The 26330-nt window shown below is 55.4% G+C and carries 31 protein-coding genes and 1 pseudogene; 19 read left to right on the forward strand and 13 right to left on the reverse strand.

The genetic code is table 11. The annotated features are described in order from the left end of the window. The first annotated feature begins 13 nt into the window (after window positions 1-13). The 9 genes from ACIGGE_RS10660 to ACIGGE_RS10700 all read left to right on the forward strand — a co-directional run bounded on the left by ACIGGE_RS10660 (window position 14) and on the right by ACIGGE_RS10700 (window position 7306). Window positions 14-3598 carry a right-handed parallel beta-helix repeat-containing protein gene (locus ACIGGE_RS10660; protein ID WP_397490320.1) on the forward strand — a complete coding sequence of 1195 codons (3585 nt, stop codon included), beginning with the start codon at window positions 14-16 and terminating at the stop codon, window positions 3596-3598. Then, window positions 3525-4004 carry a hypothetical protein gene (locus ACIGGE_RS10665; RefSeq protein ID WP_397490321.1) on the forward strand — a complete coding sequence of 160 codons (480 nt, stop codon included), beginning with the start codon at window positions 3525-3527 and terminating at the stop codon, window positions 4002-4004. The genes ACIGGE_RS10660 and ACIGGE_RS10665 overlap by 74 nt, the downstream gene beginning before the upstream one ends. A 71-nt stretch (window positions 4005-4075) precedes the next feature. Further along, window positions 4076-4420, forward strand: coding sequence for a hypothetical protein (locus tag ACIGGE_RS10670; RefSeq protein WP_397490322.1), 345 nt, complete (start codon window positions 4076-4078; stop codon window positions 4418-4420). Window positions 4421-4620: 200 nt separating this feature from the next. Continuing rightward, on the forward strand, window positions 4621-5145 hold the full coding sequence (locus tag ACIGGE_RS10675; RefSeq protein WP_397490323.1) for a hypothetical protein: 525 nt from the start codon (window positions 4621-4623) through the stop codon (window positions 5143-5145). Between the two features lie 6 nt (window positions 5146-5151). Further along, window positions 5152-5574: a hypothetical protein gene (locus tag ACIGGE_RS10680; RefSeq protein ID WP_397490324.1), complete on the forward strand. Its 423-nt coding sequence runs from the start codon at window positions 5152-5154 to the stop codon at window positions 5572-5574. Next, complete coding sequence (locus ACIGGE_RS10685) at window positions 5574-6212, forward strand: hypothetical protein (protein ID WP_397490325.1); 639 nt, start codon at window positions 5574-5576, stop codon at window positions 6210-6212. The genes ACIGGE_RS10680 and ACIGGE_RS10685 overlap by 1 nt, the downstream gene beginning before the upstream one ends. 10 nt (window positions 6213-6222) lie before the next feature. Then, on the forward strand, window positions 6223-6702 hold the full coding sequence (locus ACIGGE_RS10690; protein ID WP_397490327.1) for a hypothetical protein: 480 nt from the start codon (window positions 6223-6225) through the stop codon (window positions 6700-6702). A 14-nt stretch (window positions 6703-6716) separates the two neighbouring features. Further along, window positions 6717-6959: a hypothetical protein gene (locus tag ACIGGE_RS10695; RefSeq protein WP_397490328.1), complete on the forward strand. Its 243-nt coding sequence runs from the start codon at window positions 6717-6719 to the stop codon at window positions 6957-6959. After that, complete coding sequence (locus ACIGGE_RS10700; RefSeq protein WP_397490329.1) at window positions 6959-7306, forward strand: hypothetical protein; 348 nt, start codon at window positions 6959-6961, stop codon at window positions 7304-7306. Before ACIGGE_RS10695 ends, ACIGGE_RS10700 begins: the two co-directional genes overlap by 1 nt. Window positions 7307-7336: 30 nt before the next feature. Here the strand turns inward: ACIGGE_RS10700 and ACIGGE_RS10705 are convergent, their stop codons facing one another. From ACIGGE_RS10705 to ACIGGE_RS10730, 6 genes are all read right to left on the reverse strand, one after another. Beyond that, window positions 7337-7885, reverse strand: coding sequence for a hypothetical protein (locus ACIGGE_RS10705; RefSeq protein WP_397490330.1), 549 nt, complete (start codon window positions 7883-7885; stop codon window positions 7337-7339). Window positions 7886-7889: 4 nt separating this feature from the next. Further along, complete coding sequence (locus tag ACIGGE_RS10710; RefSeq protein WP_397490331.1) at window positions 7890-8255, reverse strand: hypothetical protein; 366 nt, start codon at window positions 8253-8255, stop codon at window positions 7890-7892. Continuing rightward, the gene (locus tag ACIGGE_RS10715; RefSeq protein ID WP_397490332.1) at window positions 8245-8829 is read right to left on the reverse strand and encodes a hypothetical protein; all 585 of its coding nucleotides are present in this window, start codon (window positions 8827-8829) and stop codon (window positions 8245-8247) included. The genes ACIGGE_RS10710 and ACIGGE_RS10715 overlap by 11 nt, the downstream gene beginning before the upstream one ends. Window positions 8830-8962: 133 nt before the next feature. Continuing rightward, the gene (locus ACIGGE_RS10720) at window positions 8963-9520 is read right to left on the reverse strand and encodes a hypothetical protein (protein WP_397490333.1); all 558 of its coding nucleotides are present in this window, start codon (window positions 9518-9520) and stop codon (window positions 8963-8965) included. Window position 9521: 1 nt separating this feature from the next. Then, window positions 9522-9914: a hypothetical protein gene (locus ACIGGE_RS10725; protein WP_397490334.1), complete on the reverse strand. Its 393-nt coding sequence runs from the start codon at window positions 9912-9914 to the stop codon at window positions 9522-9524. Window position 9915: 1 nt separating this feature from the next. After that, the gene (locus ACIGGE_RS10730) at window positions 9916-10422 is read right to left on the reverse strand and encodes a hypothetical protein (RefSeq protein ID WP_397490335.1); all 507 of its coding nucleotides are present in this window, start codon (window positions 10420-10422) and stop codon (window positions 9916-9918) included. A 591-nt stretch (window positions 10423-11013) separates the two neighbouring features. Here ACIGGE_RS10730 and ACIGGE_RS10735 point away from each other — a divergent pair. Both ACIGGE_RS10735 and ACIGGE_RS10740 read left to right on the forward strand, forming a co-directional pair. Next, window positions 11014-11808: a hypothetical protein gene (locus ACIGGE_RS10735; protein ID WP_397490336.1), complete on the forward strand. Its 795-nt coding sequence runs from the start codon at window positions 11014-11016 to the stop codon at window positions 11806-11808. A gap of 306 nt (window positions 11809-12114) precedes the next feature. Then, window positions 12115-12516 carry a hypothetical protein gene (locus ACIGGE_RS10740; protein ID WP_397490337.1) on the forward strand — a complete coding sequence of 134 codons (402 nt, stop codon included), beginning with the start codon at window positions 12115-12117 and terminating at the stop codon, window positions 12514-12516. Here ACIGGE_RS10740 and ACIGGE_RS10745 read toward each other — a convergent pair. After that, window positions 12513-13073: a D-Ala-D-Ala carboxypeptidase family metallohydrolase gene (locus ACIGGE_RS10745; RefSeq protein ID WP_397490338.1), complete on the reverse strand. Its 561-nt coding sequence runs from the start codon at window positions 13071-13073 to the stop codon at window positions 12513-12515. The two genes, ACIGGE_RS10740 and ACIGGE_RS10745, sit on opposite strands and share 4 nt — an antisense overlap. A gap of 78 nt (window positions 13074-13151) precedes the next feature. Here ACIGGE_RS10745 and ACIGGE_RS10750 point away from each other — a divergent pair, with 78 nt between their 5' ends. Next, window positions 13152-13331: a hypothetical protein gene (locus ACIGGE_RS10750; protein WP_397490339.1), complete on the forward strand. Its 180-nt coding sequence runs from the start codon at window positions 13152-13154 to the stop codon at window positions 13329-13331. Window positions 13332-13702: 371 nt separating this feature from the next. On the opposite strand, the gene ACIGGE_RS10755 is transcribed toward ACIGGE_RS10750, so the two are convergent. The 3 genes from ACIGGE_RS10755 to ACIGGE_RS10765 form a co-directional block, all read right to left on the reverse strand. Beyond that, window positions 13703-14209: a hypothetical protein gene (locus ACIGGE_RS10755; protein ID WP_397490340.1), complete on the reverse strand. Its 507-nt coding sequence runs from the start codon at window positions 14207-14209 to the stop codon at window positions 13703-13705. 110 nt (window positions 14210-14319) lie between these two features. Continuing rightward, window positions 14320-14961, reverse strand: a complete 642-nt coding sequence (locus ACIGGE_RS10760; protein WP_397490341.1) for a hypothetical protein — start codon at window positions 14959-14961, stop codon at window positions 14320-14322. A 315-nt stretch (window positions 14962-15276) separates the two neighbouring features. Further along, window positions 15277-15606, reverse strand: coding sequence for an SMR family transporter (locus ACIGGE_RS10765; protein WP_397490342.1), 330 nt, complete (start codon window positions 15604-15606; stop codon window positions 15277-15279). A 332-nt stretch (window positions 15607-15938) separates the two neighbouring features. Here ACIGGE_RS10765 and ACIGGE_RS10770 point away from each other — a divergent pair. The 4 genes and pseudogenes from ACIGGE_RS10770 to ACIGGE_RS10785 all read left to right on the forward strand — a co-directional run. After that, window positions 15939-16241 (forward strand): annotated as a pseudogene (locus ACIGGE_RS10770) (DNA-protecting protein DprA); the annotation flags it as partial. A gap of 120 nt (window positions 16242-16361) precedes the next feature. Further along, a complete protein-coding gene (gene topA, locus ACIGGE_RS10775) occupies window positions 16362-18941 on the forward strand; it encodes a type I DNA topoisomerase (protein ID WP_397490343.1) in 2580 nt (859 codons plus the stop codon). Then, window positions 18941-19123 (forward strand): hypothetical protein, encoded by a 183-nt coding sequence (locus ACIGGE_RS10780; RefSeq protein WP_103023151.1) that lies wholly within the window; start codon window positions 18941-18943, stop codon window positions 19121-19123. Before topA ends, ACIGGE_RS10780 begins: the two co-directional genes overlap by 1 nt. A gap of 23 nt (window positions 19124-19146) precedes the next feature. Further along, on the forward strand, window positions 19147-20598 hold the full coding sequence (locus ACIGGE_RS10785; RefSeq protein WP_397490344.1) for an MFS transporter: 1452 nt from the start codon (window positions 19147-19149) through the stop codon (window positions 20596-20598). Window positions 20599-20620: 22 nt separating this feature from the next. Here ACIGGE_RS10785 and era read toward each other — a convergent pair whose 3' ends face one another. Genes era through lepB form a run of 3 tightly spaced genes read right to left on the reverse strand, consistent with a single transcriptional unit; the run spans window position 20621 to window position 23084 of the window. Continuing rightward, entirely contained in the window at window positions 20621-21523 is a 903-nt protein-coding gene (era, locus tag ACIGGE_RS10790; protein ID WP_397490345.1) for a GTPase Era, read from the reverse strand. Beyond that, on the reverse strand, window positions 21520-22191 hold the full coding sequence (gene rnc, locus ACIGGE_RS10795; RefSeq protein WP_397490346.1) for a ribonuclease III: 672 nt from the start codon (window positions 22189-22191) through the stop codon (window positions 21520-21522). Before rnc ends, era begins: the two co-directional genes overlap by 4 nt. Next, a complete protein-coding gene (gene lepB / locus ACIGGE_RS10800) occupies window positions 22188-23084 on the reverse strand; it encodes a signal peptidase I (protein WP_397490347.1) in 897 nt (298 codons plus the stop codon). The genes rnc and lepB overlap by 4 nt, the downstream gene beginning before the upstream one ends. A gap of 69 nt (window positions 23085-23153) precedes the next feature. On the opposite strand from lepB, the gene pgi reads away from it, so the two are divergent. From pgi to ACIGGE_RS10815, 3 genes are read left to right on the forward strand one after another with little or no spacing between them, the layout of a single operon-like run. Continuing rightward, window positions 23154-24707 carry a glucose-6-phosphate isomerase gene (gene pgi, locus ACIGGE_RS10805; protein ID WP_397490348.1) on the forward strand — a complete coding sequence of 518 codons (1554 nt, stop codon included), beginning with the start codon at window positions 23154-23156 and terminating at the stop codon, window positions 24705-24707. Beyond that, window positions 24704-25576, forward strand: coding sequence for a DUF4886 domain-containing protein (locus tag ACIGGE_RS10810; protein ID WP_397490349.1), 873 nt, complete (start codon window positions 24704-24706; stop codon window positions 25574-25576). Before pgi ends, ACIGGE_RS10810 begins: the two co-directional genes overlap by 4 nt. A 55-nt stretch (window positions 25577-25631) precedes the next feature. Continuing rightward, window positions 25632-26315 (forward strand): hypothetical protein, encoded by a 684-nt coding sequence (locus tag ACIGGE_RS10815; protein WP_103023158.1) that lies wholly within the window; start codon window positions 25632-25634, stop codon window positions 26313-26315. The last annotated feature ends 15 nt before the right edge of the window (window positions 26316-26330 follow it).

The following is a 26330-nucleotide window of genomic DNA, read 5'->3' on the forward strand; positions in this document are numbered from 1 at the left end:
TTAAATAAGCGGTATGGCAACACCTCTTAACATCCTCGTTGAAGTAAGCCCCCTTAACGGCTCTACTCCCGTTACACTGCGCCTAGCGAGCCTAGATGCTGACCTTGTTGCCCTAGAGGCGAACGGGCAAAGCTGGCTTCCATGTATCAACCAACTGCCCAAAACGTCCGTTTCATTCTCCAAAGATGGCATCCTTGGCGACATGGAAATCAGCCGTGGTGAGGTTGGTTATGTAATTTCCAGAGACTTTGGGAACAGCGCATGGACGAACTACAAATGGAACGGTGCATTCTGCCAAATTTGGGTTGGTGAGAAGGGAAAGCCATTCTCTGCCTACCGCAAGTTCTTTCAGGGCAAAGTCAGCTCGCTTGATCGCGTTGGTATTGAAGCCAAGTTCAGCCTCTTAGGCCCGGAAGCAGACCTTACCAGTTCAATCCTGACACTTGAGTACGCTGGTACTGGTGGCCGGGAAGGCCCGTCCTCGTTGAAGGGACAGGCCAAGCCTCGCTGCTATGGTTCGCCTCGCTCCGTTGAGCCTGTCGAGATTGACCCTGTGTACCTCGTCTATCAGGTCCACGGATACGGGGCAGTCCAGAGCATCACGCCCTATGAGTTTGGTGCGCCTTTGCTGGCATCCCAGAACAAGGGCAACGTTGCGACCTACACTGCGCTTTGCAACATGACGCTGAATCCCGGCGAGTATGCGACTTGCCTTGCTGAAGGCATGTTCCGCTTCGGCGGCACTCCTACTCCCAAGGTGTCTGCAGACGTTGTAATGGCCAGCGGAAACGCGCTGTCAGACATTGCAGAAGCAGTCCTTCTAGACGCCAGCGTTCCGGTCGGTGACATTGGCGATTTCAGCGCCTTTGATAGCGTCCAGACGAACCTCTACATCACCGAGGAAAGCGACTTCCTTGAGGTCTTTTTTGGCTTGTTCAAGGAAGCTGGTGGCTACGCATTCGCAGACGCAAATGGTGTGTGGCAGTGTGGCAAGTTCTACCAGTCCACCAAGACCCCTGTTGCCCTCAAGTCCGATCGCTCAGCCTTCCCAGTGCTTTTACAGTGGAAGCAAGAGGCAGCACAGGCGCCCCTGTGGAGGGTCAAATACGGGTTTGATAAGTGCTGGGGTGTCCATGCAGACTCAGACGCCTCTCCGCTCATCAATGAGCTTGCTGGCGACCTCACAGCCGCAAAAGACGCTGCCGACGCTGCGCTTGATACTGCGAACGCGGCGGCAAGCGACGCTGCGCTAGCCTACGACGCCTTCAACACATTCGTGAGCGATGGTATTTTGGACTCAAGCGAGAAGAAGCGCATCGTGGCTGAAATTGCCGAGTATGCGGCAGAGAAACCTGGCATCGAGGCACAGGCAGACCAGTTTTCCATTACCACGGAAAAGACAGCTTTCCAGAATGCCTACACTGCTCTGACAAGCTACCTAAATGGTCTGTCGCCAGCTTACACCAATTACAGCGTTGCCACTCCGGTTAATCGCACCACGTTCCTTTCCAAGCTGACTGATTACACCAGCGCGAGACAGGACCTACTGAACAAGATTGCTTCGCTTGCTCGCATCAAGTGGAATGGTGCTTGGAACGCGACGACTACGTACTCCTTAAATGATGGTGTGACACATTTAGGTCGATCCTTCATTTCGAGAACGAACGGAAACATCAACCACAGTCCGCCTACCACGGCTACAAACAACACTTATTGGAGTATTGTCGCTGATAGGGGAGCCGAGGGCGCTCCAGCAGTAAAATTTCTAACCACAACCAATGTTACGTTAGAAGGCAGCAAGGCTACAAAAACGGGTGGTGGAACCAACTGGAACGCTGGCGTCTACTCACAAGAGGCATTCAATGGTGGTGCGTATGCATCAGCTAAGTTGGTTCAGGCAAACTCGATGCTTATGGTCGGACTTTCCACGAACAGGAACACGAGTACAACGAACAACTTCACCGCTATTGATTACGCCCTCTACGCTGATAGCAGCTCGCAGAATTATCAAGTCTACAGGAATGGCATTTACATCAATCCACTGCCTGTTACGCCACAGGCTGGCGACATTCTGGCTGTTCGCTATGACGGCAACCTCGTATCCTATTGCGTGAATGGAACAGAGTATCTTACCCACTCTGCGAGCACTGGTGAGTCCTTGTATTTCTGTGCTTCCATTAGAAGTCTCAACTCGGCGATTGATTCCATGACCTTCGGACCAATGGCTTCAAAATCAGGATTAGAAGTCTCACCATCGTCCTTTGGTGCGAAGTATGCTCCAACGGTGGACGATACCGCCGCCCTGCTTGCTGCGATTGAACATGCAAACGGAATGGGCGGTTATGTGCTCATTCCAGCAGGCAAGACCTTGTACACCTCAGGAATTTCGTTGCCCGCGAAGGCAATTATTCGCGGTTCAGATCGCTTCACATCGAAAATCAAGTTGAAGAGCGATGCAGCATTCGACACCCGCCTACTTGATGGTCGCGCAGCGCTCACTGGCAAGTCCTACGAGTTAAGCAATCTGACATTGGATGCGTCTCAATCAGACACGCTTTACCACAGTGTCGCGCTAGAAATCCATGCGGCTCAAGTTGCCCTTCGTGACTTAGAGGTGACGGGCGGAGCGATTGAAGGAATTTACCTTTATCAGTGTTCCAATTTCCAAGTCAGCGAGGTCCACTCGTACGGCAATGGGGGCTACCGAGTGGATGCTTCGGGATTGCACTTAGATACCTGTGACAATTTCATCGTTTCCAACCTCAACTCTCACGACAATGGGTTCCACGGACTTATTCTGACCGGCGCTGTTAACGGCTCGGTCAAAGGCGTTATGCGCAACAATGGGTTCGATGGTGTTCGTGCGCAGTACGGTTGTACCAACGTCGATCTAGACATTGTTTCCAGCAACAACTTCCGAGGCATCTACTTCACTACGGGCTGTAGTGATTGCACGGTTCGCGGGAAGCTAATGAACAATGGAAATGGCATTCTTACCAATGATGCCACCGGAATTACCTGCTATGCCAATGCAGGAGGCAATGCGGAATCAGACGTTTACACAGTCCAGCCTACTGACACCCTGACTTGGTTAGGCTCCCCTTCTTCACCAGTCGTCAACGCTGATAACCAAGGCAAAGTCATTAACCGAGTAGTCCGTATCTCCGACACCGGACGGCTATTAGGTGCAGCATCCATGTTCACTGCGGCACAGGTTGGCATCAAAAGTACAACGAGTGTCGCTATGTCGGCAGTTGATGCAGGATCAAGCACTTCTGTTAACGTAGCTGCCCATAACAGGACAGTTCCAGAGCTTACAGGTGCTAGGACAATCACCTACAATAGCGGCTCAGTCGTAGGACTCGGCTACAGCAAGCTCTATTACATCTATTGTGACGATCCTGACTTAGAGGGCGGCTTAGTGACCTACCATGCGACAGAAGACCCAATAGATTTGTCGGTGGCGGCAAGGGCTTATGTTGGAACGATCACAACACCGGCAGCAGGTGGTACGGAAACAGACGGTGGTTTCGGCGGCAGCGGCGGTGGCGGTGGCGGTGGCGGTGGCGCCTACCAAAACAAATTCGTCCAATACTAAATACGGTATGTTCGAAGGATTCATCCAAGCAGCTGACGGGAAAGATCAACTCTGGCGATCTGAGAAATTCGCCTGGCGTGTGCGAGTTAGGCCATTGGATGAAGTATCTTCAAAGGCTCCCACGAACGGTGAACAACCACTGACAGCAACCAGCATGAGCGTGTCAGTAAGCGTTGCACTGCTAGATGAGGCGCTAGAAGTGAGCAAAGACACAGAAGGTCGTCTTATGGTTTTTGATGCGACAAGCGTCAACTTCCCTGTAGGTCAATTAGACGACCCCGACTTCAATCCAGAAGCCATCCTTGAAAAAGCCATTCTAGATCGAATTCAAGCTGCTGAGTTGCAGTTGGAAGGCAGAGCGAGAATTGAAGCAGCTCTTTCTAGTTGGAAGAGAGATACCTTCTAGTCTCATTCTCGCTGATGCAGTCCCGCCGCCCCAAGCCACTAAATACTGCGAACTAGGCAAAGGGGTGGCTAATGGGCGACACTATCAATCTCCATTACAGCGCAGGGCTTTCCGGCGATACAGAGAATTACGAAATCCAGTACGAGATAACGGGAGACAATGATGCTCCTATTGCTCGCGCCTCGCTAACTCAAGCGTTCTTTCGTGTATTCGAAGGCACAAAGCGCAGGTTAGATAAAACGCTAGATGATCTAGCGTATGACCCGCAAACTGGCGTTCTATCCGGTCCAATTATGAACAGCGAACTTGCCTTCCTCAAGGATGGCTTGGAGTACACCTTTGCCTTTGGTGTCGTTGTATCGGGAGAGCAGCACATTCTAGATGAAGGCTTCGTACTTCCAGCGAGGTACGAGTAATGGTTAAAGCTGTCAGAATTGAACAAGCACCCTTTAAGGTAGTGAAGATGGCTCAGCGCGTTTACGCGAATGGTGAGCCAATCATGGGACCACCGGGACCAGAAGGTCCGCAAGGTCCAGCAGGACCAAGTGCGGTAGACCAGGACTTGCAGGACTTGTCCATCTTATTCGAAAACAACTTGGTATAAGGAGGACGAATAATGTCCCTAGCAAGCAATCTACAAACACTTGCTACTCGCGTAGCTACAGAGTGCAAGAGCATTCGCACCCTAACCAACGGCAACGCTGCGGACCTATCCGCGCTAACCACTACGGCAAAGACTAACCTAGTTGCTGCGCTCAATGAGTTGAAGTCAGAACTGGACAGCGTAGCAAGTTCAGGCGGTGCAACCATCAATGACGCTTCAACCACAAGCACCACGCAAACTTGGTCGGTCAGCAAGATCGCAAGCGAAATCCAAGCTGCAATTGACGATGTAACAAACGGCGCTCCTACTGCGCTAGACACTTTGGACGAACTGGCAGCGGCCCTTGGTGATGATGCGAACTTCGCTTCAACCATTACCACTGCTCTAGGCAATCGCGTTCGTACAGATACAGCGGCGCAGGGTTTGACTGGTACTCAACAGTCCAACGCTCGCACTAACATCGGAGCAGCTTCGGCAGAGGACGTTGGTAACACCGCAACTGACTTCGTGGCGACATTCAACGCTGGATTGGTGTAATGTCCAATGAGTTTAGTCAGCCAAATTGATGCGCTAGCTGTAGCGGTACGCAATAAGTTCAATGCCATCACCACGGCTCTGGATGGTAAAGCAGACGCCGACCACACTCACGCGCCACGATACGCTGCCTACTCAGGCACTAACTTCACAGTGGACTTGAACAATCTGGACAGGGCGCAGCTAACCCTTACGGGTAATGCATCGCTGACACTGACAGGCGGTACTCACCTACAGACCATTTCCATCGCAGTTAGACAGGATGCAACTGGTGGCAGGACACTGACCCTACCAGCAAGTGTTCGCTTCAACGGCACGGTGACAGAGTACACGGCTCGCACGGATGCCAATGCGCTTGATTATGTGGTCCTCGTCTACAACGCAGATGATGCAAAGTACGACTTCCTAACCGCAAGCGGCGGGGTGGCATAATGGCTGTCGTACTCCATGATAACTTCAATGATGGTGCTGCCGGTGATTGGGTAATCAACAGACCCGGTTGGGTGGCACTGCCCAATTCAACTGGTCACACGGACAAGATGCGTTTGACTGGTAGCGGTACTGCTAGAACTTCCAGTTCGTACCAGAGAGACAACGGTGCAGGACTAGGTGCAGATACTGGTTATTCCGACCATTACCTGATTATCAAACCCAACTTCACGCTACTCAACACTTATACCTATTCAGCGTTGCGCGCTAGCAATGTGTCTAGCGGTGCGACGTTTCTCATGTGTGCTCTGTTTAGCCACAATGGTCCTCAATTCAGGCGCTACGTCGATGGCAGCAATCAAGAGTTCAGTCCTGCGAATGCTCTTGGTACAACCGTGTTACCAGATGATTCCTTTCGCTTTGAAATTATCGGTGATGTAGCTCGCGCTATTAGAGTTAGGGGAGATGGTAGTGAGGTTGTAGAAATTGATAACTTCAATGTGTCCGCTCTCCCACCAAGCAACTACGCCGGTATCACCACATGGTATTCAGGCCACTATGACGAAGTAACAATTGGCAACTTCGAAGGTAGCAGTGGTGGCAATCCAACTCCAAATCACGGCCTACTGGCACTGTTCTAAGAGGTGAACCATGTATCTAGTTTTTGAAGAGCAGGCAGACAGCTTCGTCCGTGTTTGGTCCGGTATGTTCCTGCACTCATCGGGTGAGCAGCAAGCCAGCCTAGCGACGATTGAGCAAATGACGGACGCAGAAGCAGCAGAGTATCGCATCTACCGTATCACCCCTCAGATTGCTCCTGAGGGCAAGGTAATCACCAGTCGCGTCGTTGTTCGCGTCGATGGCTACGTGACGGAAGGCGTAGAGCTAGCGGACGTTGAAGAATACATCGAACCCTTGACCCCTTGGCAGTTTCGTAAGGGACCGCGCCACTTCGACAAGAAGGCCGAGGTTGAGGCGTTCATGGCGACACAGCCAGAAGAAGTGGTTGAGGCTTACGAGTACGCCACCAGCATCGACCGCAATGATCCTATCGCACTTGGCTGCAAACAGGCGCTTGGTTGGACGGACGAGTTCACGGACGAGTTCTTTCACGTGTCCGCTACGCTCTAAAGGTAAATAAGCGTATGAATTTCATACGTGACCTTTTCTCCACTGCGGACAACAGCAATTGGGAACTTGCCAGAGTCCTTACCGCCATCTTCGCAGTCGCCCTTATCGGGTACCAAGGTTACTCCATCTACAAAGGACAGGATTTCGATCCGGTCAGTTTCGCAACCGGAGCAGGTGCTATCCTAGCAGCCGGTGGACTGGGCATTAGCCTGAAAGATAAAGCGCGCTCGTCAAGCCAGCGTGGCGAGGTAACTTAATGACAACCGGGATCGCATCACAAACCACTTCCACAACCACTGTAGCGACCCCTGTGCCGCCCGTGCAGGTCCAAGACGATGGATGGACTGTCAGTGCTACTATCGCGCTTGGAGCCTTAGTCTTTGCCCTTTTTGGGGCGTTCTTCCGTTTGCACTTTCGCGCAGTGAGGACTGAGGCAAATTCTCAGGAAGCGTTGGAGATTGCAAAAGCGAACAAGGGCCGCATTGAGACTTTGGAATCACAATCCAATCTCCATGCAGAGCTTATGTCCCGCTTCGAACGCACGATGGAGAAAATCGAGGGCAAGCTGGATAGGCTCATCGAACTAAGCACCACCAAAAAGTAAGGGCCAGCCTTTCGGCTAGCCCTTCGAATCTCAGTCAATGTGCTTCCAGCGTTCGTTCGCTCGCTGAAACTCGTCGTCTATCACCGCCATCAAATCCTTTGCACAGGGTGGTCCACCAAAGTCGCTCCAATACTCGAAAAACGACGCAGCGCCGTCGCGAACTTCCCTCAAAGCCAACTGCTCTTCGTCGCAGAAGATTTCCTCCCAGCGTGGATCATGTTCGGCTATCGCTCCGAATTGGGCTACCAGTGCGCTCACGTCTGCCCCCGCATAACGGGTGAAGAGCGTCCACCATTCACGATCCAGTGCTCGTTCTTCCTCAATGTCCCATACGTAACCGGTTACGGACCCATCATGCAGGTACATGCGAGGAAAATAATGTCCATTCATGGGTTCTACATGGGCGTTTGCTTGCCAGCCAAACCGATGGGCTTCGGCAATAAACTTACTGCGACGCATCTTTACCGCGTAGGTTGTACTCATTTTCATCAACTCCATACCGACCGCAGCAGGACGGCCCTGCATTGTGTCGATCTTGCCGGTTTGGAGTATTGGGGCCGACCATTCGGCCAGCCCCATGTGATTAACAGTAACGAAGTTTGAACAAGGTCGCGTATCTAGGATCGACGAAACGAAGGCGGAAACCAATTCGCCACATTTGCACGTGACCCGTTCCAGATACCCGCATTGTCCTCGTATGGATCAGCTTCGTTCGTTTCGGTAGTTTGCGCATCCAATCGCCTAATTCAGACTTCTCCAGAATAAGATCGCGGCCATCTGCACGACGACGTTCTTTAACTCTGCGGAGCAGTTCGGCTAGCTGCCCGATTTGACCAATCGGGAACAGGGCAGGTTCACCATCATAATCCAATTCCCAATCCTCAATGGTGACGAGGAAATCCCGCTCATCTTGCTGCTCAATCCGTAGGGTTTGAAGTTCAGTTTCCATGGTCGAACTCCCGTTCGAAAGCTGCAATGTCTGCGTCATGGAAGAGCATGACTTCTAGGGTGTAGCTAGTTTCGTATGATTTGCAGTTGTCCAACAAGCGCAACATGAAATCGCCCTTGCAGTGCTTGAAGCAGAAGGTCACATAGGGCCAGCTTTCCTCTTCGCCATCCTCGCTAATCATCCACCAGACGCTGTTGTCCTGATTGATAAACAAGTTCGTGTCAGGCAATTCACCAGCGACGATGACACGGGGCACCTTTGCAGTTTTACCGCCAGCGCGGTTAACCATCACAAGATCATTGTGCCACGGGGCGAGTTTCAGGACGTTAGGGACGTTGCTAGGCGAGTCCCAGTTTTCAGACATGTATGCGGCGGCAGCTTCCTTGCTACCGGTTTCAGCGATTGCCCAATCCACGTAGGACGCTGGAAACTCGGAAAGTCGGTACTCGTAAACTTCCACGGTACCGTCGCCATGGTCATCCTCGTAATAAACTACGGGATCATCCTCGGCTGGTTTAGGGACTACGAACAGGTGTTCGGTACGGGTGTTCGTTTTGGTTTTTGCTTCAGTCATTCGCTTGCTCATGTAGAAGCCCGACAACGCAAAAGCGGGTCGGGCTTGGTTAGGCACGATGTTATGCCGATCCACACGGGCAAGCGATTCGGCCCGAGTGATCCTTCTATACCTTGGAAGTCGTTCCCGTCAATTAAAATCGGACCTGCCCGCGCTTTACATCGCTGCTAGATTGCGGGGTCGATTCCCAATCTCGGGACGGAAAATCGAACCGCGTCCCATTAAGGAACAGGTACACGGTTGGCATCGCATTCACGTAGTCCACCAGTACCGCACCAGCTAGCTTGTCGAAGCCCCGCTTGCCGGATCGCAGGTTGTGCTTTCCGGTACCTGCCTCGTCGTTCTTTTTCGCCAGCATCAGGTGGACGTTGGCATCTTCGTGGTAGCCGTTGTCGTAGATGAAAGCGAACATCGCCCCTAGGTTGTCTTGCTGCGCTAGGGTCGTGTTCGGGTCTTCGTACATCGCGCCAATGTCTGCCAGCGTGATAAGGTGGGAATTGAAGTTCCAGCGTTCCGCGCTCTTGTTCCTATCCAGCACCAAGCCAAACTGCGTCTTGCCCTTTTCCGGTTCCGGCCCGTTGTCGTAGAACTCTAGGCGGTTCTTTGGCTTCTCGACCGGAATGGAATGCGCAGGCTTATCGCTTGGCATTTCGAAAAGTGAGTTGATTAGGTCTTCTGCTCTGTTGCTCATGTTAGTTTCCTCCCCAAGTTAGTTTGAATAGTGACGCCGACTTTGCGGATGGTATGGTTACATAGAGCGTCAGGGTATCCTCTTCGAAGTTGGCCGACCCACCAAACAGTTCGAACTCATGTTCGCCTTCGATTAACCAGCGAATGCAATCCAATTGGTGCGAAATGCGAACAGCGACATAATTCTCTGCTGCATCGTGCAACGCCCAAAACACCTTCGCATCGTTTTCATCCAACTCAGCTGGATCATCTATCTCAAAATCTGGGTCGTTCGATGGAAAATGCGTCTCCGCGAAATCGTGTAGTTCTTCCCAGAAGAGCGGGTATTTGATGGCGATTGCAAATCCGAAGTCTCCGGCATCTAGTTGATCGCTGAATGTGATTTTGTAGTCCATCTTACTTCCCTCCCTTTGCCTTTTTGGCGGCAATCAAAGCAGATCGAGCAGCACGCCGTTCAGGGGACCAACCAGCCTTAGGTTTGCCCTTCGTGGACTGGCTAATTTTTGCTTTGTGTGCGGCTGATTTTGGTTTGCCCTTTTGAGCAGCACCAATCTTCTTCTTTGCTGTTTGTGTATGGTTGTCACCAGCCTTCATCCGACATACCTGTGCGCTCATTTCGCGGGTGCAGATGAAAGCGGTGTTCACGTTGAAGAGTTTAGAGCAGACGGCATCGTAGCTTCTCCACGTTAATACGAGAGCGTCTTTCGATTCTTCGTTTTGGAGTACACCTAGGCTTCCCTTGTAAGCTGCCCATTCTAGGGCCATTAGCTGCCCATCTGTGAACAGGCTTAGGAATTGGGTATAGGACAGTTCAACCGCGTTGCCTTTAGCTTTCTGGCGCCTCGTTGAAGTCTTGTGCCAGCTTTGTAGGTAGCGGACTAACCTTGGAGTAAGTTGTATCATTTGGTGGCCTTTCGAAACTATTGGACCCCGAGTGGCCACCACAGTCCTCGGGGTCCGCATAGGGGTCGAAACCCTTACGCTGTAATCCTATTCGATGCATGGATTGGTGGCCGACATCGCGATCTTTCTGCTAACCACCTATTTATCCCTTCTAGCGAATCATGTGCTCGAATGTCACTATCTTTGTTCGCTCTCTATTATTAAACGAAAAAATAGAACTGGAATTGCTGATGAAGCAATAGAGTAAGACCATTACCATACTACGTATGGTAAAGGCCCTATCCCCTGTTGGTCCACCAGAAACTCCAATCCTATTAATCGGTCCTTGGCGTTCCTCGCCTCGCTTTCGTAAACTCAAGCGGTCGATCCACTAAGGACAAATTTCTTCCAATGTAGTTCGTCTGGATGGCTTCGCCGTCGCTTTCGCTCCACCTGCGGTCGGCCTTTCGGCCTCCACTTTGGTCGCGCCTCTGGCGCTATGAATGATCTGCCGTAGGCGAGAAAAACCGGCGCGGCGAACTACCCGCGAATACTGACTGCCACACCTGTCTCGTAGTAAACTGGTTAACAACCAGAAGAACCGAGGACAACTTGGCAGCTAAGACAAATTACCTACAGAACGCAGAACTCCTGCGCGAAATCCACAAGAGCAAAGTAACCTACTGCTCGTACCTCAACCGCGAAGATGCGGACTATGATGTAATCATTTCCAGCTTCGATGAGGTAACACCTGAGAACATGGAAAAGTGGGCACAAGAAAAGCAAGATGCTCACCGCCGCACATTGCGCAGCGCCTACATCAAGAAGCACAAGAAGCGGCACGGCAAGGACTATGATGCAATCCAAGGCGATTCCGTGGACCCAGCGGACCTAGTGTACCGCTTAATGACATGGGACCACATTCCCGATCTACCGGAGGGAGTGACGAAGCCGAAGGACAAGAAGCGCATCCTTCCCTTTCCACCCTTCAAGCATTTCAAGCTGGTGGATGGCGAATTCGTGGAAGTGTGCAGGAGCCATTGGCAAGGCGGCATCCAGAACGGATGGTTTAGTGAGGACCACGGCAAACTGACAAATAACCTAGGGCAAGCCTTCATGCTGCTCGTCAAGCGGTATGGACGACGCGGAAACTGGCGCGGATACACCTACAATGATGAGATGCAGGCAGAAGGGCTTGTGGCGCTCTGTAATGGCGCTTTGAAGTTTGACGAGAGCAGAAGCAGCAATCCATTCGCCTATTACACGGTGACTGTTCAGAACGCTTTTACGAAGGTGCTGAACGCGGAGAAGAAGCAAGCCAACACCAAGGATGATTTGCGCGAGAGTGCTGGCATCATGCCTAGCTCTAACCGCCAGTCAGACAATGCGGGGTATGGCCGTGCTTAAAAAGCCAAAGCGGTGTGACTACTGCGCCAGGGAAACGCCACCCTTCGTTTCCAAGACATGCTGCCGTGTTTGCTACGACTACAACAGGAAGGCCGCTAGGGATGGCCATGAGCCTCTACCCAAGTTGGTGTTTCCAGTGATCCTTACTTTGGATGAAGCCCGCGAGGAACAGCGCAGGGATCGTGAAAAGAACGGGGAAGCGTAAGCCTCCCCGTTCCTGCAACTGTGAGCAACCTGTAAGTTAATAAGGAATGTTACAACGCTGCAACCGTAACCTTCTACTTATGTCCGCTGATAACTAGGTACATGAGCGAGTGGGAATACGACAACAGCGTCAATCCAGATGACTACTTTGGTTTCATCTACAAAATTACCAACCTAGATGATGGGCGCATCTACATCGGGCAGAAACAAATCCATACCTACAAGGGTAAGGGTAAGAAGCAGACCAAGAAGGAAGGCCCGTGGCGAAAATACTGGTCTAGCTGCAAGGAATTGAAGGAAGACGTAAAGCGGTTGGGAGAAGACAAGTTCAAGCGCGAAATCCTCCACTGGTGCCCTGAGAAAGCTGGTATGCTCTATGCGGAAGTCTTTGAGCAGTGCAGGCACAATGTCCTAGGTATCACCCTCACAGACGGTCGTAGGGCATCCTACAATGCCAACATCATGGGCAAGTTCTACAAGTCGCCTGACTGGTTTAAGCCCTAAGGCTGCAATCCCGGTAGGTACTTGGTGCCGAAGCGGCCCTTCTTTGCTGTAAGGGTTTGGCGACGAGCGCGAGGACCAAAGCTGCAATGAATCCATCCCTGTGGTGGGAATTCCAAAATCAACTGATCGAATGGCAAACTGGCCGCGATCCATTTGGCAACGGTAATGTCTGGAAAACCAGCAACCGTGAAGTCAGCCGCCTCACCATAGCAGTGTTGGGAAGTCTTGCTCCCACGAAGTGCCTTGTTCAACGCTGGACTGCGCAGGCCACTCGTAACCACGACAGGCGCAGCAAAATGATTGCGCACAGGTTGTAGGACATTCTCGCACAATCTAGCCAGCGCCAATAGCTGCGCACCATCTGGCAGGTTGGAAATGCCACGACGAGCAGCGGTATCACTGACCAGCAATTCCCGAAGTTCAAAGCTAGGGGAAAGTTTGACCCGCAAGTAGGACTTGTCTGTCTTGATTGCGGTAGCGATGGCTTGAGCAGTCTTAGGCCCCCATTTTCCATCAACGGTAAGCCCTAGGGCGTTCTGTGCGTATGTTAATTCCATACGATTAGTTATCGGCCCGTTTGACCCCTGTTTTGACCCTTCTTGCCTAAATACATGGCCAACAAGGGAGGGCACAACATGAAGATCGAAAGCACACCAATTTCTGACGCGGACATTCTAATTCAGGCTCGCAAGGACAAGCTGCAAGCTATCCGAAATGGACACAAGGGCGAGTTGCTAGAACTACTGGATAGGACGATAGCCCTGTTTGCACACGCTGCTAGCGAGGTAGCAAGTAGGAAACCTGCGGAAGATTGACTGACACTAAATTCTCATCGGAAAGGGGGCGGAGGAAACTCCCACCCCTTTTCCATGACTTCTACACAGGGTTGTCCTATTGCTCTAACTAGCCTGTTCTACCTATGTTCCGCACATGGTCAGGCACAAAACAGACACCCTCACGGCGCTCATAGGACAGGGCTACTGGCTGAAACTGTCCTGCCCCTGCGGACATACTGCTAAGATTGATCCTATGCCCCTACGGATGGCTCTGCATGATCGCGGGGCACGTGATACACTGGATGGCTTGAACGCCCGTATGCGCTGCCAGCGGTGCGGAAAGCGCAGCTTCCGCGCAGAACCCTGCTATGGTCCAGCTACATGGTCAGAGAATGGTTAAAAGCTGCGTCTCACCTCGGCCCCGAACAGCTGATTACCTCAAACACCTGTCGTACATGCTCTTCTGAGACCGAGACGGTCCAGTCTCCGTAGAGGTTTGGTAATCTCGAGAATAAATCAGGCCTTACCTTCGCTAAGGAACGGGCGTGCTCAAATGCTCCTGATCCGTGTTTTAGAACGTTGGTCAGTCGATTGATTTCACCTAAAGAAGGATGAATCGTGTAGTCTCGCGCGAGGCGATTCTTGAGCACCCAAAAATGATCTCGACGATCATTCAGATTTGTTAAGGAACGAGCCCACTTTTCCCAGTAATGAAACGCGCTGATAACAAACGCTTCCCTAATTGCCGTCATGGACAACGTTACTTCCATGTGAGTGTAATCGAGTTCATGCTGTGTGCTACTCACTAAAACCGGTGTGCCGTCTATTAGTTCGTACACGCTGTCGTCATCGCCACTTTCAAGGTAAGCTAACGATGCTTTCCTGGCATCATTAACAGCCGCAGTAGTCGTCGCCAAAGCCGCTCCATAGGCTGCTCGGATTCGGTCTAATCCCGATTGATAAAGAAACGCGATTGTGGCAGCGGGTAGTTGGACCAAATCATCTCTCGCTATGGCTACTTGAAGGGTTATCCGTTCGATGGCCAAACGGCCTTTACCTCTCCTGCATCGAACATCACGTCTTTAAAAATCACTGGGCGCAATGAGTCGCTCTGAATGGAAACCACGTCATTTCGATGATCGAAGCGCATACGCTCAGGACGACGAAGTAATTGGCGCGCCCCATCATTGTACCTACCCCAAACGCTCATCCGATGGTGGGTAACTTGATCGAGTATCTCCAAATCCACCTTCTTATGGAAGTCCTCACGCTCGGCCTTTTGCTTCATGTCAATTGAAGCTGCCCCACTATGGGGTACACCGCCCCACTGGCTGATAATCCGATTGCGAACGCTCTTAAGCGAGGTGTCAGGTGAGGGTTTGGAAGGCTTAGGAAAACGGCTTTCGGCATGGTCTCTAGCTGTTGCTTCATCTACCGGTGCTTGGATTTGTTGAGTAGGTTTCATAACCCAAAGAAGGTAGAAATAGAGGGCTAAGAACACGAGGAAGAATGCGATTGCCGAAAGGATCGTTTCTACCGTCAATCGCTCTCCAACTACCTCGCGGACCTGCTCAGGGTAAACTGCACCGAAGAACGCGACCGCTAGAGCGACGAGTGCTATGGCCTGCACGTACAGCTTCGAAAGGTGGTCGTAGATCGTTTCGCGCATAATGTCTCGTTCGCAGAAAGGTTGACTTAGTGCGCTGGACTTTGGGGGTTTTCTGTATCAGCGGCAAGCAAGCTCGTCGCTTATCAACACCCCGCCGCAAAACTTGTGCAACTGCCGCTTGCTTTATGAAATTGTTATCGATTCCGATTTTTGACTAAGTTGTTGTGTTACAATACGAATTAACTGTGAACGGCAGCTTTTCGGTCCCACGGCAGTTTATGCGCAAACATCATTGTCAGCGGAATGACCGAGATTGGGGTGGTTTGCCGACTGTCCGCGTGCTGACAAAGAGCGTCGCAAGCGGACAGTCGCACTTTAGTGAGCCGACACCTTCGAAAATACGTTCATCACCACGACGCCAGCTACTATCAACCCCATGCCCAGCATGGCGGGAGCATCAAGTTTCTGTCCTTGGAAAACCCAGGCTATGGCTGCGATCAGAACTATGCCGACGCCTGACCAAATTGCATAAGCAATGCCTGTCGGAATCGTTTTTAGTGTCAGCGATAGAAAGTAGAAAGCGACCACATAGGCGACAGCAGTGACCAGACCCGGCACCAGCTTGGTGAAACCATCCGACTGCTTCATGAAGGTGGTGCCGATCACTTCAGCGATTATGGCCAAACTCAAATAAACGTATTTCATACTCGCGCTCCACATTTGGTCCGGGAGCGCGAAACCTCATCGCGTCACACCGAACCCAGTTCGATTGACGCCGAGGCAGAGAAGAACCCGCTGAAACGGGCGCAGGAGCCACCACCCTGCTGCTCTATTTTCGACCAAGCCACAATAATGCGTTACGTGGTTAACGTCACGTCTCCTTTTGCACTTTTCCGTTTGGGTTTCGATGACCGCAATCGGGTCGTTAGCGAACAAGCGGCTTTTGAACATCTTTTTCGCTAACGACTAACTCGTCGCGCATCAAAATGCATTGGACTCAGTGTCTTGTGAGAAGTTGTGCTACTGCCGCTTGCTTTATCCGCGAAGGCGCAGTCCTGGTGCAATCTCCGGAAGATGTAACGGAACTGCTCAGGACTTTCGAGGGCGAGCCGCGCTCGACTTTTCGCGAGCCGGCGCAGGCGTTCCATTACACGCATGATGACCTCGCCGACACTCATCCCGCGGATATCGAGCAACTGCTGACGACGGCTCCGATCGGGGTCGATGAACTTATCAGGCAATCTGAAACATCTGCAGCAGCAGTGCAGTTGGCGCTACTGGAACTGGAGATCGCCGGCAGACTGGAGCGCCATGCCGCAGGGCGGGTCTCGCTCAAATGACGTCAGGTAGTTAGCTCCGAACGATCAGGGTTCACCACAATCCTGCTTGACGGCTCTTGGGAGCGGTCCCCATTTTCGCGCGTATACGCACATGCACACGTAAGGACTGCCTTCTTCACCATGCAACTGGTCATCGTCGAATCGCCCGCGAAGGCGAAAACCATCGAGAAATACCTCGGCAAGGACTTCAAGGTTCTCGCTTCCTACGGTCACGTCCGCGACCTGCCGCCCAAGGACGGCAGCGTGCGTCCGGACGAAGGGTTCGAGATGGACTGGGAGCTTTACCGGGACAAGCAGAGCCGCTTCAAGGAAATCGCCGACAACGCCAAGAAGGCCGATCGCCTGATCCTCGCGACCGACCCTGACCGCGAGGGCGAGGCGATTTCATGGCATGTGCGCGAACTGCTGCAGAAGCGCAAGGCGCTGCCTAAGGATGTCGAACGCGTTACCTTCAACGCCATTACCAAGCAGGCGGTGACCGACGCCATGAAGGCGCCGCGCGAACTGGATCAGGACCTGATCGACGCCTACCTCGCGCGCCGCGCGCTCGATTATCTGTACGGCTTCACGCTTTCGCCCGTCCTGTGGCGCCGCCTGCCCGGTGCGAAAAGCGCAGGCCGCGTGCAATCGGTCGCCCTGCGGCTGATCGTCGATCGCGAGATCGAGATCGAACAGTTCCGGGCCGACGAATACTGGTCCGTCATCGCCAAGCTGCAGCACGACGGCACGGAATTCGACGCGCGCCTCGTCAAGTTCGATGGCAAGAAGCTCGAAAAGCTGACACTGGGCGATGAAGGCAGCGCCATGGCTGCCAAGCAGGCGGTCGAAGGCGCGAACTTCACGGTCGAGGAGGTCGAGACCAAGCCGTTCAAGCGCAATCCGGCTCCCCCGTTCACCACGTCGACCCTGCAGCAGGAAGCTGCGCGCAAGCTCGGTTTTTCCGCCAGCCACACCATGCGCCTCGCCCAGTCGCTCTATGAAGCCGGGGCAATCACCTACATGCGTACCGACGGGGTCGGCATGGATGGCAGCGCCATTTCCGCCTGCCGCAAGGCGATTGCCGACCGCTATGGCGGACACGCGCTGCCCGACAGCCCGCGCATGTACAAGACCAAGGCGAAGAACGCCCAGGAAGCGCACGAAGCCATCCGCCCGACCGATTTCGACCGCGACCGCGCCGGGTCGGGTGACGAGGGCAAGCTGTACGATCTTATTTTCAAGCGTGCGACGGCCAGCCAGATGGCCGCCGCCAGTCTGGAACGCACGACCGTGACCATGCGCGACCCCACCGGCCAGCACGAATTGCGCGCCACCGGACAGGTTGTGAAATATCCCGGCTTCCTTGCGGTCTACCAGGAAGGCCGCGACGATGCGGACGATGATGAGGACGGCCTGCTTCCGACTATATCCAAGGGCGATGCGCCGCTGAAACGCGGGGTCGAGGCGAACCAGCACTTCACGCAGCCACCGCCGCGCTTTTCCGAAGCCAGCCTGGTCAAGCGGCTGGAGGAACTTGGCATCGGTCGCCCGTCGACTTACGCCAGCACGATCCAGACGCTGCGCGATCGCAACTATGTGCGGATGGAAAAAAACCGTTTCTTCGCAGAGGAATCGGGCCGGCTGCTGACGGCGTTTCTTGAGCGGTTTTTCGAGCAATATGTGGCCTTCGATTACACCGCGGGCCTGGAAGACGAGCTCGACGTCGTTTCCGACGGCAAGGAAGACTGGAAAAAACTGCTCGAAGCCTTCTGGCGCGATTTCAAGCCCAAGACCGAAGAGGTGATGGACAAGAAGCCTTCGGAAGTGACCGAAGTGCTCGACGGTTTCCTCGCCGATTACCTGTTCCCCGAACGCGCCGACGGCAAGGATCCACGCCATTGCCCGCTGTGCGAAAGCGAAGGCCGCGAAGGCGGACGGCTGGCGCTGCGCGGCGGTCGCTACGGCGCCTTCGTCGCCTGTGCCAACTATCCGGAATGCAAGTACACGCGCCAGTTCGCCAAGCCCGGCGGCGCGGATGGCGATGACGGTGCTGACGACGGCGTGATGGGCGAAGACCCCGAAACCGGCCTGCCGGTGGAGCGCAAGAGCGGCCGCTTCGGCCCCTATGTCCAGCTGGGCGAGGGCAAGGAAGCGAAACGCGCGAGCATCCCCAAGGACCTCGACGATTTCGATCTCGAATGGGCGCTCAAGCTGTTGAGCCTGCCGCGCATCGTCGGAGCGCATCCCGAAACCGGCAAGGAAATCGAAGCCGCGATAGGACGTTACGGCCCGTATCTTCGCCATGATGGCAAGTATGGCAAGCTGTCGTCGACGCAGGAAGTCTTCGATGTCGGCATGAACCGCGCGGTCGATATCCTCGCCCAGGCGGCCGATCGCAAGGGCGGCGGTCGCGGCAAGGCCGAACCCATCAAGACGCTGGGCGAACATCCGACCAGCGGCGGCGAAATGAAGGTCATGCCGGGACGCTATGGCCCCTATGTGACCGATGGCACGACGAACGCGACCATCCCGAAGGACATGAAACCCGAAGACCTGACCGATGCACAGGCGATCGAGCTGATCGACGCGCGGGTCGCCAAGGGGCCGGCGAAAAAGAAGAAGGCCGCTCCGAAAAAGAAGGCCCCGGCCAAAAAGAAGGCTGCGCCCAAGAAAGCTGCTGCGAAGAAAAAGCCGGCGGCCAAGAAAGCGAAGGCAGACTGATGGCCAAGGAACGTTTCGAACGCCACAAGCAGCCGTGGAACGGCGAGGAAGCAGGTCAGCTGCGCACCCTTGCCGCCAAGGGCAAGGGGCTGAAGGAGATCGCCAAGGCGCTCAATCGCAGCGAGGAATCGACCAAGGACTTCGCCAAGAAGAACAAGATCGACATCGCGAAGAAGCGTTAAGGCACAGGGAAAGGCCGCCCGCGATGGCGTCAAAGCAAACGACCGGGCCAGGCCATGGCCGGATCGATCAGGACAATACTGCGCCCGGCCTGCTCGAGATGGACGGGCTGCCGATGCCGCGCCGCATCTGGGCGATCTGCGCAATTAGTTTCGGAACGGCCCTGTTCGTCGTGGACGGCGCCATCGCCAATGTCGCCCTCCCGACAATCGCGCGCGACCTTTCGGTAAGCAATGGCGCGGTAACGAGCGTCGTCACCGTGTATCAACTCGTGATGGTGATGGTGCTGCTGCCCTTCGCCACGATTGGTGATAGGATCGGGCACCGGCGTTTGTATCAGATCGGCCAGGTCATCTTCTTCCTCGCATCCGCGGCTGCGTTGCTGATCGACAGCTTCTGGCATCTGATTGCGGTGCGGGTACTGCAGAGCTTCGGCGCGGGGATCGCATTGGCTGTGTCGGCGGCGATGTTGAGGACCATCTATCCGGCCAAGAGCCTGGGCAGCGGGTTGGGGATCAACAGCGTGATCGTTGCGACTTCCTATGCAGTGGCACCTACACTGGGTGGCTTCATCGTCGAACATCTCGACTGGCGGTGGGTTTTCGTAGCCGCCGCGCCCTTGGCACTGATCTCGCTGGCGATCGGCCGGTTTCTGCCCGAACCTGAACCGCGTTCTGGCCGCGTCGATACGATAAGCGGCCTGTGGAGCGCATTGACCGCGCTCTTGCTGATCGGCGGACTGACGCTCGCGACACACGATATGATCGTCCCCGGTTTTGCCGCGATCGTGGCGGGGGTAATCTCAGCCTTTCTGCTGACCCGGCGGGAAAACGGCAAGGAACGCCCGATTCTGCCGGTGGACCTCATGCGGCGTCCGGTGATCGGATTGTCCGTGCTGGCGGCGGTATGCGCGTTCGTAGCCTCCGCCATGCTGATCGTGGCACTGCCTTTCCGGTTCGAACAGGGCATGGGCTATGCGCCGGACGAGGTCGGTCTGTTGATCGCACCGTTCCCCCTGACCATGCTGGTGGTCGCGCCTGCGGCGGGTTGGCTGTCGGACCGCATCTCGCCATCGGTCATGGGCGTGGTCGGCATGGGGATCGCGATTGCGGGACTGCTATGTCTCACGTTTATGCCCGACCATCTGGGTGCAGCGGGTATCGCCTGGCGGCTGTCGCTCTGCGCCTTGGGCTTCGGCCTGTTCCTTGCACCAAACTCACGGCTGATGATCGGCAGCGCGCCCAAGGACCGCGCTGCGGCCGCGGGCGGAATGCTGTCGACAGCACGTCTGTTCGGCCAATCGACCGGAGCGGCGGTCGTCGGTCTGGTGCTGGCGATCGGGCTGGGGCTGGGAGCCACACCCTTTGCTATCGCGTTGGCGTTCTGCGTCCTTGCGATGGCTTGTAGCGCGTACCGCTACAAGGCGACGGGGGCCACACTGAGACGCACACCCCAGCACGCCGATATCGTTCGCTGATGGCCTCAGCTAAACTCGCGCACTAGCTCTTCCATTCGAGGCCCATTTCCTCGAACATTTCCTTGTCTTCGCTCCAGCGTTCGTCGGTCTTGACGTGCAGGAACAGGTGGACCTTCTGGCCCAGCAGTTCGGTGAGTTCCTTGCGCGCCGCCTCGCCGATGGCCTTGATCCGGCTGCCGCCCTTGCCGAGCACGATGGCGCGCTGGTTGTCGCGCATGACCACGATCTGCTGGTGGATCTCGACGCTGCCATCCTTGCGCTGAATGTACTTTTCCGGGCGCACGGCGGAATCGTAGGGCAGTTCTTCGTGCAGCTGCTGGTAAAGCTGTTCGCGGGTGATCTCGGTGGCGAGAAGGCGTTCGCTGGCGTCCGACACCTGGTCTTCAGGATACATCCACGGACCTTCGGGCATCATCGCGGCAAGCGCGGCCTTCATTTCCGGCACCCCGTCGCCGGTCAGCGCCGAAACGAAATAGATGTCGGCGAAATCGATCTTGCCGCCCAGTTCCTGCGCCAGCGCCAGGAGAGGTTCCTTCTTTGCCGCATCGACCTTGTTGAGGACGAGGATCTTGCGCTCGGGCCGCGAGGCGATCTGTTCGATCAGCGGTTCCAGTTCGTGGCGGCGCTGCTTGATCGGATCGACCAGCAGCAGAACGGCATCGGCTGCCTCTGCACCTTCCCACGCCGCGCTGACCATCGCACGGTCGAGCCGGCGCTTGGGCGCGAAGATACCGGGCGTGTCGACCAGGATCATCTGCGTATCGCCGTCCAGCGCGATGCCCATCATCCGCGCCCGCGTGGTCTGCGCCTTTGCGCTGGTAATCGCGACCTTCTGGCCCACCAGCTGGTTGACCAGCGTGCTCTTGCCCGCGTTGGGCGCGCCTAGGACGGCGACCACACCGCATCTGGTTTGTTTGTCGCTCACCCGAACTTCTCCATGAATTCTCTTGCCGCCTGTTTTTCGGCTTCTTGTTTGCTTCCTGCGGTGGCTACCGCTTCACCCACCTTGTGGACCTTGACGCGTACGGTGAATTTGGCGGCATGATCAGGCCCCGATCGGTCTATCAGTTCATATTCCGGCGGTCGCCGCTGATTGCCCGCTGCCCATTCCTGCAGCGCGCTCTTGGGATGTTTGGCTTTGCCAGCCCCGCTTTCGAGCGCCGGGCGCCAGAGTAGGTGAACCATGCCGCGTGCCTGGACAAAACCGTTGTCGATGAATTCGGCGCCGAGAAGCGCTTCCATCACATCGCCCAGGATGTTGTCGCTGTCACGGCCGCCGTCGCTGCTGGCCTGTTTGGAAATCCGGATATGCGGGGCAAGCCCAATGCCGCGCGCGATGGTGGCGCACATTTCGCGGCTGACGATAGCGTTGAGCCGCTGGGCAAGCTTGCCTTCGGGCGCGTCGCTCTGGGCATAGAGCCAATCCGCAATCGACAGGCCAAGAACGCGGTCGCCAAGGAATTCCAGCCGTTCGTAATCCTGCTTCTCGCCCATGCTGCCATGGGTCAGCGCGGCAAACCACAGGGCCTCGTCCTTTAAGGTGAAGCCAGTCTCTGCAAGCCAGTCGCGGGTTTCGGGCTTGAGCGCGTTCATATGTCGCTCCCGATGCGATTCCAGCGGGCGGCGGTAAACCACGTCCACGGCAGCAGCCATTCGGCGCTTCCGTCCGTGGACCAGAGTACCCGGCTCGCTCGACCGACCAGCAGATTTGCATCGACAAATCCAACGCCCCCATCGGGAATGGCAGGAAAGCGGCTGTCGAGGGAATTGTCCCGATTGTCGCCCATCATGAACAGGTGGCGTTCGGGCACGATTACGGGTTCGGTATTATCGGGATCGATCCGGATAGGCTCGCCATTGCCATCCATAGACAATGCACCTGTACCGTCAGTCAGAAAACGTGGGCCGACATCGCCGAAGTCGATGGTCAGATAGCTTTTGCCCGAAGGTAGCGTCTCGCGAAACTGGCGGTAACGACAGAGCGTGCCATCGACGACCACGCCGCCATCGCTGCGGCAACCGGTGTTCTCGCTCATCGGGATATCGGCATAACCTGCCTCTTCCTTGGGCAAGGCTTCCCCGTTGAGGATTACCACACCGTCCCGGACCGCCACCGTGTCTCCCGGCAGGCCGATCACGCGCTTGACGTAATCGACGCCGGACACCGGGTGTTTGAAAATGGCGACATCGCCGCGTTCGGGCAGTTTCGCGAAAATCCTTCCTTCGAAAAGCGGTAGGTCAGCCGGAAGAGAATAGCGGGAATATCCGTACGGCCATTTGGCGGCCACCAGATAATCCCCGTTGCGCAATCCGGGCAGCATCGATTCGGAGGGAATGGTGAAGGGCGAGAATATGAAGCTGCGGAAGATCAGCACTGCGATCACCAGCTTGGCGACAAACCACAGGAAACTGCCGAGCGATTCCTTTTCTTGCGGCTTGGTGGAGGCATCCAAGGATGCATTCGTATCCAGCGTCGGGTCTGTCATGCGGGGTTCTCAATCATCGCCGAAGTCCCTAGTCGCAGGAGCGCAGCCATTAAAGGATTTTTGCCCGCCATGACGACCGCCGCCGAGCTCTGGGCCCGCCTCGACAATCTGCCTCGCCCTACACTTGGCGAATTGTTCAGCACGCAACGCGACGGGGGTGAGGGCGGTAGCGAACCGGGCAATGAGGAGCGCGTCGCCAATCTTTCTGGCCGGATCGAACTCGACGAAGGCGGAATATTGTTCGACTGGTCGAAGACCCATCTCGACAGTGCCGTGATCTCCGCATTCCAGGATCTGGCAGAAACGATGGACTTCGCCGGAATGCGCAAGAAACTTTTCGCGGGGGAGATCGTCAATCCGACGGAAGGCCGCGCCGCCGATCACGGCACACTGCGCGGAACGGGCGACGAGGCCAAGGTCGAAGAAGCGATGGCGCTGATCGACCGCATGGGCATGCTGGTCGAAGCGATCCACCAGGGCGCACTCGGTGAAATCGAGCACCTCATTCACATCGGCATTGGCGGCAGTGCCTTGGGCCCCGCGCTCGGGGTCGACGCGCTCTCCCGCGATCTGTCCTATTGCGATGTGCACGTCGTATCCAACATCGATGGCGTCGCGCTCGAAGAAGCTTTCGCCAAATGCGATCCGGCCAAGACCCTGATTGCTGTCGCCAGCAAGACGTTCACGACCATCGAAACGATGACCAACGCGGAAAGCGCGCTCAAATGGCTGAGTGACAACGGGGTTTCGGACCCCGGGGGACGCGTCATTGCGCTGACGGCCAATCCGGAAGGCGCCGTAGAATGGGGCGTGGACGAAACACGGATCCTTCCCTTCCAGGAAAGCGTCGGCGGGCGATATTCGATCTGGTCGAGTATCGGATTTCCGATCGCGATGGCGGTGGGTATGGATGATTTTCGCGCCTTCCTTGCCGGTGCGAAGGCTGTGGATGCGCATTTCCGGGATACCGATATCGCCGATAATCTGGTGATGCGGGCGGCCTTCGCCGATCTTTACTATGCCCGCGTTCGCGGCTGCCAGACCCGTGCCGTATTCGCCTATGACGAACGGCTGGGCCTGTTTCCCGACTATCTCCAGCAGCTCGAAATGGAATCGAATGGTAAGCGCGTCACTGTAGACATGCAGCCGGTCGACGGCCCGACTGCACCGATTACGTGGGGTGGGGTCGGCACGGATGCGCAGCACGCGGTCTTCCAGTTGCTGCATCAGGGCACGCATCTGGTTCCGGTCGATTTCATCGCCAGCATTGCGCCGGGGGACGATCTCGACCCTGCACATCACCGTATCCTGCTGATGAACTGCTTCGCCCAAGGCGCGGCATTGATGGCAGGCAAGAAGGGCGATGATCCTGCGCGCAATTATCCCGGTGACCGTCCAAGCGCGACGATCCTGTGCGACGACCTCGACGCTGCTACGCTCGGTGCACTCATCGCGTTTCACGAACACCGCACATTCGCGAATGCCGTCCTGTTGGGCATTAATCCCTTCGACCAGTTCGGGGTGGAACTGGGTAAACAGATGGCAAAGGCGATCGAACAGGGTGGCGAACGCTTTGACGCGAGTACCGAAGCGCTTTTGCAGGCAGCGGGCCTTTCGCAATGATCGGGGTCGTTCGCATCCTGCTGGCTGCCGTCGCCCTTACCTCCGCACCTTTAGCTGCGCAGGAAGAGCACCGAATCCTTTTCATCGGCAACAGCTTCACCCAGGGCGCCAACTCTGCCGTGCTGAGATATCGTCCCGACAGCGTGAACGATCTCAACGGAGAGGGCATCGGCGGCATTCCGGCGCTATTCGCCAAATTCGCCGAGCAAGCGGATCTCGATTGGGAAGTCAGCCACGAACTGCAGGGCGGAACTACGCTGGGCTTTCATTTGCGCGAGAGGCGCAAACTGATCGATCATGCCTGGGACGTGGTGGTAATGCAGGAATATTCCGTCCTCAACCCCGAGGATCCGGGGAATGCGACCGATACCGGCAGGGACGCCAGCGCGCTTGCGAAAATGTTCGAAACGGCCAATCCGAATGCGCGCGTTTATCTCATGTCGACGTGGAGCAGGGCGGACCAGACCTACAAGCCGGAAGGTCACTGGTACGGACAAACCGTAGGGCAGATGGCCATCGATCTGCGTGGCGCCATGGATCGGATCGACAACCAGGCTGAACAGATCGACGGTGTCATCCCGGTAGGCGAGGCGTGGAACCGTGCAATTGCCGCAGGCATTGCCGACGACAACCCATATGATGGGCGCGACTACGGCAAGGTCGATCTATGGAGCTACGATCACTACCACGCGAGCGCCGAAGGTTCGTACCTTGAAGCTCTCGTCGTCTTCGCAACCATTACTGGTTTCGACGTGCGCGAGTTCGGTGCGAACGAACGCGCAGCCCACGAACTCGGCATCGAACCGAAAGTGGCTGCGGGCCTTCAGTCCCTCGCGATGGAACAGGTGGAACTTGAAGCTGCCCGCTGAAGCAGCGCTGCGGGATTAAGATGACGGCTATCTCCGGACGTGTTAGACGTCTGGAATGAAGGCATGGTTCGCACGGCGCTATCTCGATCTGTTAGGATCGATATACATTTATAACGAGCATCGCGGATATACCGCACTCGACCGGGTTCTCGAAGCGGTTCGGGCAAAGCATCCTGAGGCTACAGAACTTATCGCGGCGGTCGAGAAACACCGTGCCGACGAACGTAAACATTATACCATGTTCAAGCGCTGGTTCGAACTGCGGGGGACAATGCCCATCGCGCTGGACCGGATGTTTGGCCATATCGATCGGTTCATCGAGATTACTTTCGGCTGCACCATCGACAGCCTCGATACCCAGGCCATTATCGCCAGCGACGATCTGTTCGAACGGCTTTGCCGGGTCGTTTCCCTGACCGAAAAGCGCGGTCTGAAACAGGTCGAAATCCTGCTCGATCATCCCATGGTGAAACAGGACAAGGCTCTCCACCGCATCTTCGAGATCGTCCACGTGGATGAACCCGACCATTTCCTGCCTTACGACAAATGGCTTGCCGAAAATGCGCGGCGCATGCCCAATGCGTGGGAACGGGGGATCGATCGCCTGATCCATTCCGAATTGCTTTTCATAAAATTGCCGCTCCTGTTCCTGTGGTTCCGTGCCCCTCGACTGACGGAATGGCGCGACGCGGGCGAAAGTAATCCGCGCCCGACACCACGCTCGCTGGCCACCGCCTGAGAGTTTACAAGCCCG

The sequence above is a fragment of the Qipengyuania sp. NPDC077410 genome (assembly GCF_044543405.1).
In the GTDB taxonomy this organism is placed as follows: domain Bacteria; phylum Pseudomonadota; class Alphaproteobacteria; order Sphingomonadales; family Sphingomonadaceae; genus Qipengyuania; species Qipengyuania pacifica.